Origin of the sequence: Corynebacterium aquatimens (genome assembly GCF_030408395.1) — a bacterium.
Classification (GTDB): Bacteria; Actinomycetota; Actinomycetes; order Mycobacteriales; family Mycobacteriaceae; genus Corynebacterium; species Corynebacterium aquatimens.
This window is the reverse complement of record NZ_CP046980.1, coordinates 2,448,451-2,464,457: the sequence shown is the minus strand read 5'-3', so window position 1 is coordinate 2,464,457 and position 16,007 is coordinate 2,448,451. Positions and strand designations below refer to the sequence as shown.

Here is a 16,007-nt window from a genome sequence, read left to right as displayed (position 1 = left end):
GCCATGCTCAAAAGGGAGTGGGACCAAATGAGCGACGCTGAATAGCCAACAGCCCCCAAGCGCACGAAAAACCCGCACTGCGGCGGCAGTGCGGGTTCGCGTCAGTCTAAAGCTAGGTGCTTAGAACTGGCCCTCCTCGGTGGAGCCCTTCAGAGCGGTGGTGGAGGAGTTCGGGTCAACGGTGGTGGCGATGGCGTCGAAGTAGCCAGCACCGACCTCACGCTGGTGCTTCACAGCGGTGAAGCCGCGGTCTGCTGCAGCCTCGAACTCGCGGTTCTGCAGGTCGACGAATGCGGTCATGCCCTCGCGAGCGTAGCCGTATGCCAGGTCGAACATGGAGTAGTTGAGCGCGTGGAAGCCAGCCAGGGTGATGAACTGGAAGGTGAAGCCCATTGCGCCGAGCTCCTTCTGGAACTTCGCGATCTCCTCTGCGTCGAGGTGGGAAGACCAGTTGAAGGACGGGGAGCAGTTGTAGGACAGCAGCTGGTCCGGGAACTCAGAGTGGACACCCTCAGCGAACTTCTTAGCCAGCTCGAGGTCCGGAGTACCGGTCTCCATCCAGATCATGTCAGCGTACGGAGCGTAGGACTTCGCACGAGCGATGCACGGCTCAACGCCGTTCTTCACGTAGTAGTAGCCCTCAGCGGAACGCTCGCCGGTGATGAACTCGCGGTCGCGCTCATCAACGTCGGAGGTGATCAGGGTTGCAGCCTCAGCGTCGGTGCGGCCGATGACCACGGTCGGGACGTTGAGAACGTCAGCAGCCAGGCGAGCGGACGTCAGGGTGCGGATGTGCTGCTGGGTCGGGATCAGGACCTTACCACCGAGGTGGCCGCACTTCTTCTCGGAAGCGAGCTGGTCCTCCCAGTGGGTACCAGCGGCACCAGCCTGGATCATGGCCTTCTGCAGCTCGTAGACGTTCAGTGCGCCACCGAAGCCAGCCTCACCGTCAGCGACGATCGGAACGAGCCAGTTGTCGACGGAGGTGTCGCCCTCAACGCGGGAGATCTGGTCTGCGCGGGACAGAGCGTTGTTGATGCGGCGAACAACGTTCGGCACGGAGTTAGCCGGGTACAGGGACTGGTCCGGGTAGGTGTTGCCGGAAAGGTTGGCGTCACCTGCGACCTGCCAACCAGACAGGTAAACAGCCTTCAGGCCACCGCGGACCTGCTGAACAGCCTGGTTACCGGTCAGAGCGCCGAGAGCGTGGATGTAGGAGCCGTCGCCCTTGGAGATGCCGTCCCAGAGGATCTCAGCACCACGGCGAGCCAGCGTGTGCTCTTCGATGACGCTGCCCTGGAGCTGCTCAACCTGCTCAGCAGTGTAGTCGCGGGTAATGCCCTTCCAGCGCGGGTTCTCGTCCCAGTCCTTCTGGATCTCTGCAGCGGTACGTGCCTGTCCTGTGGTTGTCATGTTTGACAGTCCCCTTTCATGGGATCTCATTTTGATGGAATCAGCCTAAAGATTTAGGCGTTCACGCCTAGTATCCCCACGATGGGTGGAGTACGTCAATCTAATGACAGGTTTCGGCCGTATCACAGTGACGCATTCGGGGGTAATTTTCGCTTCTTACCCCAATTCCCACCAGATGGTGATGCCAGCCACTATAGCGCGGGCAGCCGACGTGTGTCACGGACGGGTTACACTGGCTTGGAGTAACTGTCGGTATCACAGGGAAGAAGGATGTTATGACCACGCCGCAGATTGAAGATCGCACGGAACGCGTAGAGGTTGCAGGACTCGCTGTTGCCCGTCCGCTGTATGACTTTGTGCAGGACACGCTGCTGCCGGAGATCGGTCTGGACGCAGAGAAGTTCTGGGCTGACGCCGCCGCGCTGTTCGCAGACCTGACCCCGAAGAACAAGCAGCTGCTGGCTCGCCGCGACGAGCTGCAGGCACAGCTGGATGACTACTACCGCGAAAACCCGGGACAGCCTGACCCGGCGGAGCACGCGGAGTTCCTGCGTTCGATTGGGTACCTCGTCGATAAGCCTGAAGATGCCGCAATCCGCACGGCGAATGTCGACGAAGAGTTCGCTGACGTCGCTGGCCCGCAGCTGGTTGTGCCGATCACGAACGCGCGCTTTGCCATTAACGCCGCGAACGCGCGCTACGGCTCGCTGTATGACGCGTTGTACGGCACCGACGCGATCCCAACGGACGACGGCGCGGAGCCTGGTAAGGGTTACAACCCGGTCCGCGGTGACCGCGTGATCGCATGGGCCCGCAACTTCCTGGACCAGGCCGTGCCGCTTCAGGGCGCATCGCACGCTGATATCGATGAGTACACGGTGACGGACGCTGGCGAGCTGAAGATCGTTTCTGACGGCAACGAGGTCGCTTTGGTCAACCCGGAGGCGTACCTCGGCTACCAGGGTGAGAAGGGCAACCCGACCGGCATCGTGTTGGTCAACAACGGCCTGCACATCATCATCGAGATCGACCGCGAGTCCGAGATTGGCAAGACCGACCGCGCTGGCGTCAAGGACGTCACGCTGGAGTCCGCTGTGTCCGCGATTATGGACTTTGAGGACTCGGCAGCCGCTGTTGACGGCGCCGACAAGGCTGGCGCATACGCGACCTGGTTCGGCCTGAACAAGGGTGACATCGCGGAAACCGTGACCCGTGGTGACAAGTCGTTCACCCGCTCCCAAGCAGACGACATCGCCTTTACGACGAAGGATGGGGGCGAAGCGAAGCTGCACGGCCGCGCAATGATGCTGTGCCGCAACGTGGGCCACCTCATGACCACCCCGGCGATCCTGGTCGACGGCGAAGAGGTTCCGGAAGGTCTGCTGGATGCGATCATCACCGTCGCTTCCGCGATCCCGGGTCTGCGCGAGGACAACCCGCACCGCAACTCCCGCAGCGGCTCTGTGTACGTGGTGAAGCCGAAGCAGCACGGCCCAGAAGAGGTCGCCTTCACCAACGAGATCTTCACCCGAGTTGAGCAGATGCTGGGCCTGCCGGAGTTCACGGTCAAGGTCGGCTGCATGGACGAAGAGCGCCGCACCTCCGCAAACCTGGATGCCTGCATCGTTGAAGCAGCAGACCGCCTGATGTTCATCAACACCGGCTTCCTGGACCGCACTGGTGATGAGATCCACACCTCCATGCAGGCTGGCCCGATGGTGCGCAAGGCAGACATGCAGACCGCACCGTGGAAGCAGGCCTACGAGGACAACAACGTCGACGCTGGTATCGCGCACAACCTGCCGGGCCGCGCCCAGATTGGTAAGGGCATGTGGGCAGAGACCGAGCACATGGCTGCCATGCTGGACAAGAAGATCGGCCAGCCGCGCGAGGGCGCGAACACCGCATGGGTTCCGTCCCCGACTGGCGCGACGCTGCACGCTACCCACTACCACCAGGTGGACGTCGATGAGGTGCAGGAAGAACTGCGAAAGCAGGGCCGCCGCGACACCTTCGAGCGCCTGCTGACCGTCCCGGTCAACACCGGTGGCAACGACTTCGGTGAGGACGCGATCAAGGAAGAGCTGGACAACAACTGCCAGTCCATCCTGGGCTACGTGGTCCGCTGGGTCGAGCAGGGTGTCGGCTGCTCCAAGGTGCCGGACATTCACAACGTTGACCTGATGGAGGACCGCGCTACCTGCCGTATTTCCTCCCAGCTGCTGGCCAACTGGCTGGAGCACGGCGTGGTTACGGCGCAGCAGCTCGATGAGACCCTGCAGCGCATGGCGAAGGTCGTCGATGAGCAGAACGCGGGCGACCCGAACTACCTGCCGATGGCCGCGGACTTTGACAAGTCCATCGGTTTCCAGGCTGCTCGTGACCTGATCTTCAACGGCACGAAGTCGCCGTCCGGGTACACCGAGCCGATCCTGCACGCTCGCCGCCGCGAGTTCAAGGCAGTTCACGGCCTGGCATAAGGCCTGGCATAACGCCAACTTTTCGCCCACTTCACAAGGAAGCTTGCTGTGCCCTACGCAATCGGTTTCGACCGCGAGAAATACATTCGGATGCAGTCGGAGCATATTTCCGATCGTCGTAAAGCGATCGGCGGCAAGCTCTACCTTGAGATGGGCGGCAAGCTTTTCGACGATCACCATGCCTCGCGCGTGTTGCCTGGGTTCACCCCAGACAACAAGATTGCCATGCTGGAGGCGATCCGCGACGAAGTGGAGATCATGGTCTGCGTCAACGCGGGCGATCTGGTGCGCCAGAAGGTCCGCGCTGACATCGGGATCACCTACGAAGACGAGGTCTTGAGGCTTATCGACGTCTTCAGGGAGCGCGATTTCCTAGTGGACAACGTGGTAATCACGCACTACGAATCCGGCCCAGACCAGGCCGATGCTTTCCGCGACAAGCTGGAAAAGCTGGGGATGAAAGTAAGCCTCCACAGGGTCATCCCGGGCTACCCGAACGACATCCCGTTGATCGTGAGCGAAGAGGGGTTCGGGCGCAACGAGTACGTGGAAACGTCCCGCGACGTGGTGGTCATGACCGCGCCGGGTCCTGGCTCCGGCAAGCTTGCGACGTGCCTGAGCCAGGTGTGGGCTGATAACCGCCGCGGCATTCCCGCTGGTTACGCGAAATTTGAGACCTTCCCGATTTGGAACCTGCCGCTGGAACACCCCGTCAACTTGGCGTATGAGGCAGCAACAGTGGATCTGGATGACATCAACGTCATTGACCAGTACCACTTGGCCGCGTACGGGGAACAGGTGTCCAGCTACAACCGGGACATCGAGGTGTTCCCGCTGCTCAAGGCGCTGCTCAAAGAGGCGACGGGGACGGAGCCATACCAGTCCCCGACCGACATGGGCGTGAACATGGCTGGCATGTGCATCTCTGATGATGAGGCATGCAGGTTCGCCGGCAACCAAGAAATCATTCGGCGTTACTATGCCGCGTCCGTGGATGCGCGCCGCGGGGACGAGCCGGAGCAGGTGACTGACCGGGCCGCGAACGTGATGCGCAAGGCGGGCTTGAGTGTTGCGGACCGTCCCGTGGTGGCGCCGGCGCTTGAGGTGGAGGAGGCCAAGGGCAACCCCGGCGCCGCGTTGGAGCTGCCCGGCGGAGAGATCGTTACGGGTAAGACCTCGGATCTGTTGGGGCCATCGGCCGCAGTACTGCTCAACGCGCTGAAGAAGCTCGCGGGCATTGACGACGAGGTCCACTTGCTGGCCCCGGAGGCAATCGAACCGATTCAAACCTTAAAAACCCGCTACCTGGGCTCCCGCAACCCGCGGCTGCATACCGATGAGGTGCTGATTGCGCTGTCGTCCTCTGCCGCCCAGGATGCGAATGCGCGCAAGGCGCTGGAGCAGCTCCAGAACCTTCGCGGGTGCGATGCCCACATCACAACGATTCTGGGTTCGGTGGATGAGGGTATCTTCCGCTCCCTTGGAGTGCTGACCACCACGGAGCCAAAGTACTGGCGGAAATCGCTGTTCCACCGTCGATGACTGCGACTTCGCCGATGTCGGGCCGCTGATTAGAATTTGGGTGTGCCTGAAAAAATTCTGCTGTACTACCAGTTCCGCCCAATCGCCGACCCTGAAGCCGTTCGGCTGTGGCAGCGCGACCTGTGCGAGGGGTTAGGGCTCACCGGGCGAATCATCATCTCCCCGGACGGCATCAACGGCACCGTCGGCGGGGACATGGAAGCCTGCAAGGTCTATGTGAAGAAGACCAAGGAGTACTTCCGCGGGATCGAGTTCAAGTGGTCCGAGGGCGGGGCAGGGGATTTCCCAAAGCTCAGCGTCAAGGTGCGCGATGAGATTGTCACGTTCGGGGTACCCGAGGAACTCAAGGTCAACGACAAAGGCGTCGTTGGCGGCGGGGTGCATTTGAAGCCGGAAGAGGTCAATGAGCTCGTCGAAAAGCGAGATGACGTGGTCTTTTTTGACGGCCGTAACGCGTATGAGGCAGAGATTGGGAAGTTCAAGAACGCGGTGGTGCCGGACGTGGAAACAACGCATGACTTCATCCGTGAGCTAGATTCCGGCAAGTATGACTGGATGAAGGACAAGCCGGTGGTGAGCTACTGCACCGGCGGGATTCGTTGCGAGATTCTGTCGAGTTTGATGAAGTCGCGCGGGTTCGAGGAGGTCTACCAGATCGACGGCGGGATCGTGCGGTACGGGGAAAAATTTGGCAACTCTGGCCTGTGGGAGGGCTCCCTCTACGTCTTTGACAAGCGCATGCATACGGAATTCGGCGCCCCCGATGATCCTGATTACGTGCAGCTAGGCCACTGCGAGCACTGTGGGGCGGACACGAACCAGTTCTACAACTGCGCCAATGAGCCGGCCTGCCGCGGCTTGTACTTGAGCTGCGAGGACTGCCGGGAGAAGAACCCTTATTGCGCGGAGTGCTCCGCCACGATGCCGAGCGTGTAAATCAACCACCCCACGGTGAACGGCACCATGGGGATCCAGAAGATGCCCATCCACGGCATCCAGCGCTCGTAGCGGTTGAGCTTGCGCACCATGATGACGGCGCAGGCTAGCAACATGATGACGGGGAAAATGGACGCGGCGAGTGCCCACTGCACTCTCTCCAGCGGGGTGAGCATGAGTGCCAGCGCAATTAGGAATGTTCCCACCACGGCGATTGCCGCGAAAATGATCGCCTGCCGCGTGGACGCTTGGTTGCGGGCCCTGATCTCTTCCGGGTCGGGCTCAGCCACCAAGTCTTCTAAGGTATGCGGCTCCGGACGGCGCTTGTTCATGTAGTCGGCGGCGCGTTCGGGCTTGTTCTCAGGGTGATCATCGGGGCCGACGGGGCCGACGGGACCAGGAGTGGTCATGCTCTAGGAACCTTCCTGCGGGAACACAAGGATCGGAACTGGTACGTGGCGGAGGAATTCTTCTGCTCGCTCATCGACGCAGGAGCCGATGCACACAACATCGCCTTTCTTCCACTTGATCGAATCCACGGTATGGGCCCACCCGTCGCCGGTGCGTACTCGGGTTTGGACTTCGAAGTGTTTCGTTTTGGTAAGACCAAGATCGGAGGCAATGGCGGTAATGCAGTCTCGGGCTCGGTCGAGGAGGGCCAGGGACGCTTCATTCCATTCGTCGATAAGCGTGGTGCGCGAATGATGGGAGCTGGCGGGTGAGAACGCGACGATGCGAAGCGGGACGTCGAGGCGCAAAGCGAGCGTGGACGCGATCTGAAGCCCTTGGTTGAGATTGGAATCATCCGTGTCCAAAAAAGCGTACGTGATGCGCGTGAGACCGCGTTTGGACAGCTTCGCGGAGCGCGGCGCGAGCCCCAGCGTGACGGGCGTGGTGCGCATCAGCGTGTCCACGGCGCGGGTCGGGCTGAAGCGACCTTTCGTGGCCTTGGATGTGGAGCCGAGCAGCAGAACGTCCGCTTTGAAGCGCCGGGCCTCTTCGCTCAGCAACGCGTCGCGGCTCGGGCCGTCGGCGAGGACGTGGAAGTGCTTGTCCCACCGTTCCTTGGGCACGAAAGCTTTCAACGCCCGCTTGACCTCAGCATCGCGTGAGCTTTGCAGCTTGTCGCGCCAGCGCTTGTATTTCTTGCCGCTCAAGCTTATCGACGTTGACCACGGGCGCGTCTCCGCAGAAATTACTCGGACGCGCGAGGGAACAGTTTTAGACAGCCACCCGGCGAGCTCTATCGCATCAGTGCTGGCCGTATCCCAACCCACCGCGATGCGCAGCGGCTGATCGCGCAGGTCAGGCACTAATCGAGGGACGGTAAGGTGCGACGCCATCTCACCTCCACGAAACCGACGAGCACGAACGCTTAAGAAACCACGTTATCCGTTGCGTACGACTCTGCCAAAGCGCCGAGAATATCAACAACTCCCTGGGTTCTTTCGCGGCTAGACAGCAGCTCCGGGTCGATCGTGGACAGCATCTCAGCGACGTACTTCGTGCGCTCGTTAGCAACGCGTTCCAACTCCTCGCGGCCGAAGTCAGTCAGCTCCACCGTGACACCACGACGATCCTGCTCATCGCGCACGCGGGCCACAAGGTTACGCTCCTCGAGCTGGTGCAGCGTATTCGACGCGGTGGGCATACGAATACCCTCTTCTTGCGCGAGCTGACTAATACGCATCGGGCCCGCTGCATTAAGCCGTTCCAGAATAGATAGCTGCGGTCCGGTGATATCCGACGTCTGGGAGATACGGAAGTACGCAACGTACAGCTTTGTCAAAAACGGGCGAATCGCGCGCGCGAGCTCATCAGGGGTGTGCGGCTCATTCTTCTCGACGGAAGATTTCTGGGAGTTTTGTGCCATGTCAATCATTCTAAAACTATTTCAGTTTAGAAAGTAAACACAGTATCCACCACGGGGTTCCCGTGCACCGCGGACCAATGTTCGGGTCCGATGTTCGTACAGTGGAGGGATGCTTAGCGCAACGACGTTTCGCCTCACCCATGAGATCTCCCACGAGTGGCTCCGGCGCACCACCCTGCGGGATTACCACGCCGGCCGCATCCCCCGGGAACAGCTGTGTGACGCCGACTTCCTGCTCAAAGCCGCCGCGAAGTACCACGGCGTAGAAAGCCCTCGGCGGTGCCCGATCTGCGAATCCGACATGCACGACGTGTTGTGGGTTCACAGCGACAACCTAGGACGGAAATCCAACACCGCCCGCAGCGCCGAAGAGATCGCCTTACTTATCGACGAAGTGGGGCCGATCACCGTCCACCGCGTCGAGGTATGCCGCTCCTGCGGCTGGAACCATCTGTTGGTGGAGGGCATCGCCGTAGCAGAGGATGCGCCGGTGACGTAATTTCGGGCAAAGGGAAGTACGCTGACATAGGTGACACATCGATCTGATCCCGGGGAAGGCGACGCACCACAGCGCCGCCCGCACAAGCCGCGCACGCCGGGGCCCGCCCAGGGCTCCAGTAAGCGTCCGCAACCCCACGGCAAACCCACCAGCGCGAAACGACCCGCGCCGGGCCAAAAACCTGCGCCGAAGCCTGGCCAGAAGCCTGCACCTAAGCCTGGTCAGCGGCCTGCACCTAAGCCTGGCCAAAAGCCCGGCCAGCGGCCCGCTCCGAAGCCTGGCCAGAAACAGGGCCAGCGGCCTGCGGGCGCAGCCAAAGCGACTGTGCCCAAGAAGCCTGCGACGCCCGCGAAGCCCACGAAGGCGGCAGCTGGTGCCAAGACTCGCCCTGCCGCTGCACCGGGGAAGCACTCCTCGGCTCCAGCGAAGGGACACCCTAAGGCTGACAGTAAGACCCCTGCATCAACCCCGAAGGACGCTGCAAAGAAGACGGCGGCCTCGCGCAAGGTGCGTAAGCCGGTGTCTAAGCGGCGTAGAACCATGCAGTGGGTCCTCGCGGCGATTTTGGCGATCGCGCTGGTAATTGCCGCACCGCTAGGTGTTTTCGGGTTCAGCTACGTGCGCGCTGAGCTGCCCAAGCCCGGAGAGATTCAGACCGCGCAGATTTCCACCATCTTTGCCCGTGATGGTAAGACGCAGCTCGCGCGCATCGTGCCCGCGGAGGGCAATCGTGAGCAGGTGAAGCTTGACCAGATTCCGAAGGACGTTCAAAACGCAGTTCTGGCTGCGGAAGACCGTGAGTTCTGGGAGAACTCAGGTTTCTCCTTCACCGGCTTTGGTCGTGCCTTGATCGGTCAGGTCACAGGTGACGCGTCCGCGGGTGGTGGATCGACGATTACTCAGCAGTACATCAAGAACACCATCGTGGGTAACGAGCGCTCGTACAAGCGCAAGTACGACGAGTTGGTCTACTCGATCAAGATGACCAACAACTGGTCGAAGGAACAGATCCTTGAGGGGTACTTAAACACCATCTACTTCGGCCGAAATGCGTACGGCATCCAAGCGGCAGCGAAGGCCTACTTTGACAAGCCGGCCTCAAAGCTGACCGTGGAGGAAGGCGCAATGCTGGCTGGTCTGATCCAGATGCCGAGCCAGCTGGACCCGTGGAATAACCCGACAGGCGCCCAAGAGCGCTGGAACTACGTGCTCGACGGCATGGTGACCATGGGTACGTTATCCGCTGAAGAACGCGCCAAGGCTGCGTTCCCGAAGACTCGTGACCCGGCGACGTACTCCGCTTACACCGAGGCCACCGGTGCGAACGGTTTGATTAAGAACCAGGTCATCGATGAGTTGGCCAAGATCGGGATTTCTGAAGAAGACGTGACCAACCGTGGTCTCCAAGTCACCACGACCATTGACCCGTTTGTTCAGAAGGCGATCCTGGACACTGCCCGTGATCAGCTGTCGATCCTGCAGGAGGATGCCCGCACCGGCGTTGTGGCTATTGAGCCAGGAACGGGCGCAGTGCGCGGCTACTACGGCGGTGACGACGCGAGTGGCTGGGACTACGCAAACTCTGGTCTGCAGACGGGTTCAACGTTCAAGATCTTCGGTGTTGCTGCGGCTTTGCAGCAAGGCATTCCGCTTTCCGCAGGCTACGACTCCGCCCCGGTTACTCTGCCCGGTGGAACGACGATTTTTAACGACGGTGGGGCCCAGGCGGGCGTGACCTCGGTGGCCGAGGCGCTGAAGAACTCCTACAACACGTCATTTATTCGCCTCCAGTCCGATCTGGATAACACCACCCAAGACACCGCCGATATGGCGCACGCGTTGGGTGTGGCGAAGTCTTTGCCGAACATTCCAAAGACACTGACGGAAAACGGTAATCAACCATTCGACGGCATCATCCTGGGCCAGTACCAATCCCGCGTGATTGATATGGCCACTGGTGTGTCCACGCTGATCAACCGAGGCGTTTACCACCCGACGCACTTTGTGTCCAAGGTGACCTCCGCCGACGGTGAGGTCCTGTACCAGTTCGACCAGAAGTACACCGAACGCAGGGTCTCCGCCCAAGTGGCAGACAACGTGCTGACCGCGATGCAGCCCATCGCGGGATGGTCAAACGGCGCCCTTGCGGGTGGCCGTCCGTCAGTGGCCAAGACTGGTACCGCCCAGTTGGGCGACACCGGCCAGAACAAGGACGCCTGGATGATCGGCGGCACACCGCAGCTCGCTGTTGCCGTCTGGGTGGGTACCGCGGACAACACCTCGGCGATCTTCAATTCCTACGGTGGCGTGATGTACGGATCGATGTCCCCGACCGCGATTTGGAAACAGGTTTTGGACACCGCTTTGGCAGAGAAAGATTTTGCTAACTTCCCGGAGGCAGTCCCGGTCGACTTCGGAGTCGGCGCGTACACCGGCGGAACGTACGGCGGCGGCACCGGATATGGCTTGGGCTACGGCAACAGCTACCAGGGTCAGCAGAACTACGCTCCGGTTCAGGAAGCAGCACCGGAACCGGAACCGGTTGCGCCAGCACCAGCACCTGCACCTGCCCCAGCGCCGGCCCCACCGCCTCCGGCACCGGCTCCGGCCCCGGCGGCACCGCCACCAGCACCGATCCCGCGAATTGAGATCCCAGACTTCCTGCAGTAACAATCTGCCAGGTACTTGCTGAGAATGAAGGAACACAGTTGAGCACGAAAGTTGAGTCTTCCCGGGGCGGTGTATGGCCGGATCCTGCGAACAGAGTGCAGCCCGCGCACACTGAGCCGATCGCCCGCGACGTTGTGAACTTCTTGGGCGGGCCGATGGGCCGCTTTGCCCAGATTGGACGTGGCCGGTGGTGGACACCGCTGCGGGCGATCCTCTCCGTGGCGTGGGTGTTCTTGGCGTTCGGCGTTTTGTCGAAATCCAACTGCGCGTTGGGCAGACCGGATGATAATGGCGTCCTGCAGCTCAACTGGGATGGAAACCGCCAGCTGACGTCGTTCTGCTACAACGACATCGTTCCTCTCTACGGTGCCCGCGGACTTGACCAACCCGGTTTTGTCTATGACTGGACGTGGGAAGAAGAAGGCGTCACACGGTACATGGAATACCCGGTTTTGGCCGGGATGTTCCAAGGCCTGATGGGCAAGATTGCGCACGCTACCTATGGGATCGTCGATAAGCTTCTGCCTGAAGTTGGTTGGTACTTCTTCCTCACGGCGCTGGTCATGTCGATCCTGTGGGTCGCTGCTGCGCGAATGGTCGCGGAACTAGCAGGCAACCGAATCTGGGACACGATCCTGGTGGTGGCATCGCCGATTGTGATCGTTCACGCGTTCACCAACTGGGATATCCCGACCGTGTTCTTCCTCACCGCCGCGCTGCTGGCGGCGCGCAATAAGAAGTTCTGGCTCGCCGGCGCCCTCATTGGTCTGGGCACTGCGTTTAAAATGTGGCCGCTGTTCGCGCTGGGGGCGTACCTAGTTCTGGCGATCCGCAAGAAGAAGTTCGCGCCGTTTTTGAAGATGCTGGCGTCTGCGGTGATTGTGTGGCTGGTGGTCAACGTGCCGATCATGATGCGCAACTACGATGCCTGGAACGAGTTCCGTCGCCTTAACACGGAGCGCGGCTGGGAGTGGACCACCATTTATGCGTTCTGGTCGCGCCTGACTGGCTGGCCCGGCTTCCCGGCCGACGTGGCCTCGGGCGGGGAACCGAAGGTCCTCAACATGGTGAGCTTGGCGCTTTTCGCGGGCGCCTGCGTCGCGATTTTGGTCATGGGCCTCGTAGCCGAACGAACGCCGCGAGTAGCGGAGCTGGTGTTCCTTATCGTCGCGTTCTTCCTGCTCTTCAATAAGGTGTGGAGCCCCCAGTACTCCCTGTGGCTCGTCGTGCCGGCTGTTCTGGCACTGCCGAACTGGCGCCTCATCTTCACCTGGGGATTCTTCGACATGCTCGTGTGGCCCATCCTCATGTGGCACATGCTGGGTGTGGACAACAAGGGCGCACCAGGTGAACTGCTCAACCTAGCAATCGCGCTTCGCGACGGCTTCATCATCGCCATCATGGTGCTAGTGATTATGCAGATGTTTGGCAAGAAGCCGGACAAGGTCTACGACGCGCACAACGGCCACGATCCGCTGCTGACCACCCCGGAGCAGTGGCTGGAAGTAACCCGGGACAACGGGTGGGTGCCGGTTACAGAACGCACCAAGGAGGTGAACACACGATGGGAGCAACAACCATCGCCGGAATCGCATCCATCTTCATCGGATTTGGACTCTTCGCAGCGTGCTTCTTCTCCGTCGTCAAGCGAAAGCCCCTTGCCCTCTCAGTAGGCCTGGGCCTGGCGGCGTTCATCTTCATGACGTTCCTGCCGGTGTTTCTGGCGGTCTTCGTAGCCGTGCCTAATCCCGCCGGGTGATCGCGGCAGGGCAAAAAGGGGGCGGCTGACGATGATGACCATTTCGGCCCTTGCGCGACCCTAAAACGCCAGGTCGGCTTTCGGAAGGTGTCAGCATCGTCAGGAGTGGCCCGGCGGGGCGGGGCAGAAAAGGGGGAACGCGGGTGCAAATTTCGTGCTCAGCGCCTCGTGGGGTAGGTTGTAGGGGTTGCTTGACGCCAAGCGACCCTCCTGCCACCGCAACGGGCGGTGGCCGAAACCAATAGACCATAGGAGGTGATGAGGTCCGTGCGTCACTACGAAGTAATGATCATCCTCGATCCGTCGCAGGATGAACGCACCGTTGCCCCGTCACTGGACAAGTTCCTAGAGATCGTCCGGAATGACAACGGCAAGGTGGAAAACGTCGATGTATGGGGCAAGCGTCGTCTTGCATACCCGATCGACAAGAAGGAAGAAGGCGTTTACGCGGTAGTCAACCTTGACTGCACGTCGGAGACCGTCCTCGAACTGGACCGTCGCCTCAACCTGAGCGACTCGATCCTTCGCACCAAGGTTCTACGAACTGACAACAAGTAATCCTTGCACGACTTTTTAGAGCAGATCCCGGCATAATTGCGGGTACCACACTCATCGAAGATGTCTCACACGTAAAGGACGTAGACCCATGGCTCAAGGCGACACCCCCATCACCGTTGTTGGAAACTTGGTTGCAGACCCGGAACTCCGCTTCACTGCCAACGGCGCAGCTGTAGCGAACTTCCGCGTTGCTTCCACCCCGCGGACATTCAACCGCGATTCCGGACAGTGGGAAGACGGCGAAGCTTTGTTCCTGTCCTGCAGCGTGTGGCGCAGTACTGCTGAGAACGTCGCAGAGTCCCTGAAGAAGGGCATGCGCGTGATTGTCAACGGCCGATTGAAGCAGCGCTCCTACAACAACCGCGAGGGCGAAAGCCGCACGGTGTTTGAGGTTGAGGTTGATGAAGTCGGTCCGTCCCTGAAGTACGCCACCGCCAACGTCAACCGCGTTGCGCGCGATAACAACTCTGGTGGTTACAACAACCAGAACTCCGGCGGCGGAAACTACAACCAGGGTGGCCAGGGCAATCAGCCCTCTAACCAAGGTGGTTTCGGCCAGGGTGGCCAGAACCAGCCCTCCAACCAGGGTGGCTTTGGCAACATGAGCTACCAGGGTGGAAACGATCAAAATCAGCAGAACCAGCGCCAGCAGAGCCAGCAGAACCAGCCGGTCGATAATGACCCGTGGAACTCTGCCCCGCAGGTTGGCGGGTTTGACGGCAGCGACGACGAGCCCCCGTTCTAAACGCCCAGATCTTTTAAAAAGTCTCTAGCTACTAACTCACCACAATGGAAAGGTAAAGGGTAAGCATTCATGAAGCTGATCCTCACCGCTGCCGTTGAGAACCTTGGAGAACCCGGCGACATCGTCGAGGTCAAGGGCGGCTACGGACGTAACCTTCTCCTCCCGCGCGGACTTGCTATCCCGGCTACCCGCGGCGCAGAGAAGCAGATTGAAGACATTAAGCGTGCACAGGAGCAGCGTTCTGTGCGCGACTTGGAGCACGCAAAGGAGCTGCGTGATCAGCTTGACCAGCTCAAGGGTGTGACCGTGAAGGTTCGCACTTCTGACAAGGGTAAGCTGTTCGGTTCCGTGAAGACCGGCGACATCGTCGACGCAGTTCAGGCTGCTGGTGGCCCGGCTTTGGACAAGCGCCGCGTGGTCCTTCCGAAGGGCCTGGTCACCTCTACTGGTGGATACCAGGTCAAGGTCAACCTCCACGATGAGGTTGAGGGCAAGATCAACTTTGAGGTCGTTGGAGCGTAAGGCTTTTTAAGCACACGCTTATCGACGAAAGATTTTATAGACAACAGCATTTTTAGTGAGCGGGTTCCACTTGTGAGGAGTGGGGCCCGTTTTCATTTGTCACGACATAGGAATGGGTACATAATTGGTCCCCGTGATCACACGTTCTTTCCTCGCGCGATGGATTTCGCGCACTTCTGTTGGCGCCTGTGCGGCCGCATTATGCGCGACGGTTGCAGTTGCGCCCGCAGCTTCCGCGGCGGAAATCTACCATGGTGACCGCATGAAGCTTGTGCGTGCCGACGGCACGTTTGTCTACTGCACCTTGAATTCCGTCGTGGAGCGCGCGGGTGTGAAGTATGGGATTACCGCTGGTCATTGCCTGTCCCCGCAGGGAGCAAAGCGGACAGTGAAGATTCTTGGGCCCGATGACCGGACCGTGATTGCCAGTGACATGCGGGATTCTGGGTGGGATCTTCAGGGTAAGCGCGTGGCCGGTGCACCGTTCCGCGATGCCGGTTGGTTCAGGCTCGACCCTGGTGTTGACGTAAAGGATTGGGCCCGGGGCGGCCGAGTTACGCTGCATAAACTAGACAAGAATTTGGAGAAGCCGATCAACGATGCCTTGGCTGCGGTGAATCGTCCCATTGCTATCGGGGGCAGGATGCCGGTTACTGCTGTCCGCCCAGGCCAGATTGTCTGCAAAGACGGGGGAAGGACCGGACGGACCTGTGGCCCCGTGTGGAAAGTGAATGTTAAAACCGGTGAAATCTTCTCTTTCACCTTCTCCATTCCGGGTGATTCCGGCTCACCTGTCTACGTCATTGGCGGCGACGGAAAGGCATACATCGTGGGCATCCACGATGGCGGCGCGACGCCGTTTGAAAGTTACGCTGACGCGGCATTGCCACTTCCTTCGAAAATCAAGTAAGCAGATTTCAGAAAGTTATCCACAGGTAGCTGTGGATAGAAGTGCGTAAACGCTGGAGAACTTTCACACACCCCCACCTCCCCTGTGGATAACTTGTGGA

Annotated in this window: 14 protein-coding genes; 10 read left to right on the top strand and 4 right to left on the bottom strand. The window is 60.3% G+C overall.

Going from position 1 to position 16,007, the window contains the following annotated elements; translation table 11 throughout:
* Positions 1-120 precede the first annotated feature (120 nt).
* Positions 121-1,413: an isocitrate lyase gene (aceA, locus tag CAQUA_RS10850; protein WP_196825108.1), complete on the bottom strand. Its 1,293-nt coding sequence runs from the start codon at positions 1,411-1,413 to the stop codon at positions 121-123.
* 275 nt (positions 1,414-1,688) lie between these two features.
* Between aceA and CAQUA_RS10845 the strand changes: the two genes are divergently transcribed.
* The 3 genes from CAQUA_RS10845 to trhO are packed head-to-tail and all read left to right on the top strand — an operon-like array spanning position 1,689 to position 6,371.
* On the top strand, positions 1,689-3,893 hold the full coding sequence (locus tag CAQUA_RS10845) for a malate synthase G (RefSeq protein WP_196825109.1): 2,205 nt from the start codon (positions 1,689-1,691) through the stop codon (positions 3,891-3,893).
* A 48-nt stretch (positions 3,894-3,941) separates the two neighbouring features.
* Positions 3,942-5,435, top strand: a complete 1,494-nt coding sequence (locus CAQUA_RS10840) for a DUF1846 domain-containing protein (protein WP_196825110.1) — start codon at positions 3,942-3,944, stop codon at positions 5,433-5,435.
* Positions 5,436-5,477: 42 nt separating this feature from the next.
* The gene (gene trhO / locus CAQUA_RS10835; protein ID WP_196825111.1) at positions 5,478-6,371 is read left to right on the top strand and encodes an oxygen-dependent tRNA uridine(34) hydroxylase TrhO; all 894 of its coding nucleotides are present in this window, start codon (positions 5,478-5,480) and stop codon (positions 6,369-6,371) included.
* Here trhO and CAQUA_RS10830 read toward each other — a convergent pair.
* The 3 genes from CAQUA_RS10830 to CAQUA_RS10820 all read right to left on the bottom strand — a co-directional run bounded on the left by CAQUA_RS10830 (position 6,332) and on the right by CAQUA_RS10820 (position 8,244).
* Positions 6,332-6,781: a hypothetical protein gene (locus CAQUA_RS10830; protein WP_231375539.1), complete on the bottom strand. Its 450-nt coding sequence runs from the start codon at positions 6,779-6,781 to the stop codon at positions 6,332-6,334. The genes trhO and CAQUA_RS10830 overlap by 40 nt on opposite strands.
* A gap of 3 nt (positions 6,782-6,784) precedes the next feature.
* On the bottom strand, positions 6,785-7,684 hold the full coding sequence (locus CAQUA_RS10825; RefSeq protein WP_196825112.1) for a universal stress protein: 900 nt from the start codon (positions 7,682-7,684) through the stop codon (positions 6,785-6,787).
* 62 nt (positions 7,685-7,746) lie between these two features.
* A complete protein-coding gene (locus tag CAQUA_RS10820; protein WP_196825113.1) occupies positions 7,747-8,244 on the bottom strand; it encodes a MarR family winged helix-turn-helix transcriptional regulator in 498 nt (165 codons plus the stop codon).
* A gap of 109 nt (positions 8,245-8,353) precedes the next feature.
* On the opposite strand from CAQUA_RS10820, the gene CAQUA_RS10815 reads away from it, so the two are divergent.
* The 7 genes from CAQUA_RS10815 to CAQUA_RS10785 all read left to right on the top strand — a co-directional run bounded on the left by CAQUA_RS10815 (position 8,354) and on the right by CAQUA_RS10785 (position 15,907).
* Complete coding sequence (locus CAQUA_RS10815; RefSeq protein WP_196825114.1) at positions 8,354-8,743, top strand: DUF5318 family protein; 390 nt, start codon at positions 8,354-8,356, stop codon at positions 8,741-8,743.
* A gap of 540 nt (positions 8,744-9,283) precedes the next feature.
* Positions 9,284-11,413 carry a transglycosylase domain-containing protein gene (locus CAQUA_RS10810; protein ID WP_196825695.1) on the top strand — a complete coding sequence of 710 codons (2,130 nt, stop codon included), beginning with the start codon at positions 9,284-9,286 and terminating at the stop codon, positions 11,411-11,413.
* A gap of 155 nt (positions 11,414-11,568) precedes the next feature.
* Entirely contained in the window at positions 11,569-13,086 is a 1,518-nt protein-coding gene (locus CAQUA_RS10805; protein WP_196825696.1) for a glycosyltransferase family 87 protein, read from the top strand.
* 353 nt (positions 13,087-13,439) lie between these two features.
* Positions 13,440-13,730: a 30S ribosomal protein S6 gene (rpsF, locus tag CAQUA_RS10800; RefSeq protein WP_196825697.1), complete on the top strand. Its 291-nt coding sequence runs from the start codon at positions 13,440-13,442 to the stop codon at positions 13,728-13,730.
* Positions 13,731-13,818: 88 nt separating this feature from the next.
* Positions 13,819-14,475 (top strand): single-stranded DNA-binding protein, encoded by a 657-nt coding sequence (locus CAQUA_RS10795; protein WP_196825115.1) that lies wholly within the window; start codon positions 13,819-13,821, stop codon positions 14,473-14,475.
* A 69-nt stretch (positions 14,476-14,544) separates the two neighbouring features.
* Entirely contained in the window at positions 14,545-14,997 is a 453-nt protein-coding gene (gene rplI / locus CAQUA_RS10790) for a 50S ribosomal protein L9 (RefSeq protein ID WP_196825116.1), read from the top strand.
* A gap of 133 nt (positions 14,998-15,130) precedes the next feature.
* Complete coding sequence (locus CAQUA_RS10785) at positions 15,131-15,907, top strand: chymotrypsin family serine protease (RefSeq protein ID WP_196825117.1); 777 nt, start codon at positions 15,131-15,133, stop codon at positions 15,905-15,907.
* Positions 15,908-16,007 lie beyond the last annotated feature (100 nt).

Bases quoted from the DNA above. Each gene is read 5' to 3' on its own strand.
- aceA (WP_196825108.1), bottom strand. From the start codon at position 1,413: ATGACAACCACAGGACAGGCACGTACCGCTGCAGAGATCCAGAAGGAC.
- CAQUA_RS10845 (WP_196825109.1), top strand. From the start codon at position 1,689: ATGACCACGCCGCAGATTGAAGATCGCACGGAACGCGTAGAGGTTGCA.
- CAQUA_RS10830 (WP_231375539.1), bottom strand. From the start codon at position 6,781: ATGACCACTCCTGGTCCCGTCGGCCCCGTCGGCCCCGATGATCACCCT.
- CAQUA_RS10820 (WP_196825113.1), bottom strand. From the start codon at position 8,244: ATGGCACAAAACTCCCAGAAATCTTCCGTCGAGAAGAATGAGCCGCAC.
- CAQUA_RS10815 (WP_196825114.1), top strand. From the start codon at position 8,354: ATGCTTAGCGCAACGACGTTTCGCCTCACCCATGAGATCTCCCACGAG.
- CAQUA_RS10810 (WP_196825695.1), top strand. From the start codon at position 9,284: ATGCAGTGGGTCCTCGCGGCGATTTTGGCGATCGCGCTGGTAATTGCC.
- CAQUA_RS10805 (WP_196825696.1), top strand. From the start codon at position 11,569: ATGGGCCGCTTTGCCCAGATTGGACGTGGCCGGTGGTGGACACCGCTG.
- CAQUA_RS10795 (WP_196825115.1), top strand. From the start codon at position 13,819: ATGGCTCAAGGCGACACCCCCATCACCGTTGTTGGAAACTTGGTTGCA.
- rplI (WP_196825116.1), top strand. From the start codon at position 14,545: ATGAAGCTGATCCTCACCGCTGCCGTTGAGAACCTTGGAGAACCCGGC.